This window comes from Nocardia sp. TBRC8007, from assembly GCF_056629435.1.
Genome location: NZ_JBWSOR010000105.1, coordinates 1 through 941, shown reverse-complemented (window position 1 = coordinate 941; position 941 = coordinate 1). Strand labels below are relative to the sequence as shown.

Below are 941 nucleotides of genomic sequence, written 5' to 3'. Positions count from 1 at the left end.
CTATTTGTATCGTGTGGGGATACTCAAGTTGGCCCGTGACCGTGTCTTTGTCGCGATGTGTTTTCATCACACGGTTATCGATGCGGCTGGTATAGCGATCTGGGCGCAACGCGTTCTGGATGTCTATTCCGCATCGAGAAGCGGGCACACCGCGTCACCGTGCGGGTTCTCGGGTGTAGCCGAACTTCTGGAACGTGACCGCCTCTATACGAAGGAACGTAAATCGGTCGATCGTGATTTCTGGTTGAAAGAATTCGCTGCGGATCATGCTCCTTTGCATGTGTTCGGAGATGCGTCTGCGGATAGTTCCTGTCGTCTCAGTGCCTCGATGCCTGTTCCGCGTGAAGTGCTCGGTGGCTTGGACCGTACGGCTGAGGCTATCGGTGTGAAGCTGTCGTTTCTTCTGATTGCGGTAGTGGCGGGCGCTCTCTACCGATTCTCGCTTCGTGACAGCGGTTGCATTCAAGTGCCTGTCGCTAATCGGGATGGTCGTGTTGATCGCACGCCGTGCCTGCTTTCGAACACAGTCCCCCTGGCATTGGACATCAGGGGGGAGATGTCCCTGGCCGATCTCGCTTTGCACGTTCGGCAGGCGATGCTGAAGATCGGGAGACACACCAAGTACGGCATTGGTGACCTACGGAGAGAGCTACGCGCTGCTGGTGATGTGGTCAATCCGTTCGGGCCGTCGATCAATATTATTCCGTTCTTCGGCGCCTTGAGGGTATCTTCGGGTACGGCGGAATTGAAGTTTGTTTCGTCCGGCCGGAGCGGGGAGCTGTCGGTACTCTGCTATTACGACAAGTCACTGACGCTCGATGGTGAAATAAAGATCGAAGCGGACCCGCAGCTGTACAACGACGCGAACCTTGCGTCGTATCTGCGCGCTATCGCGAGATACCTCGACAGTGCGATGTCCACTCCGCAGACGGCGGTGGGTG

Annotated in this window: 1 protein-coding gene; it reads left to right on the top strand. The window is 56.5% G+C overall.

Annotation, left to right across the window (positions count from 1 at the left end):
- Positions 1-55 precede the first annotated feature (55 nt).
- On the top strand, positions 56-941 hold an 886-nt coding region (locus ACX4ZE_RS22800), incomplete at its 3' end, for a condensation domain-containing protein (protein WP_480275513.1).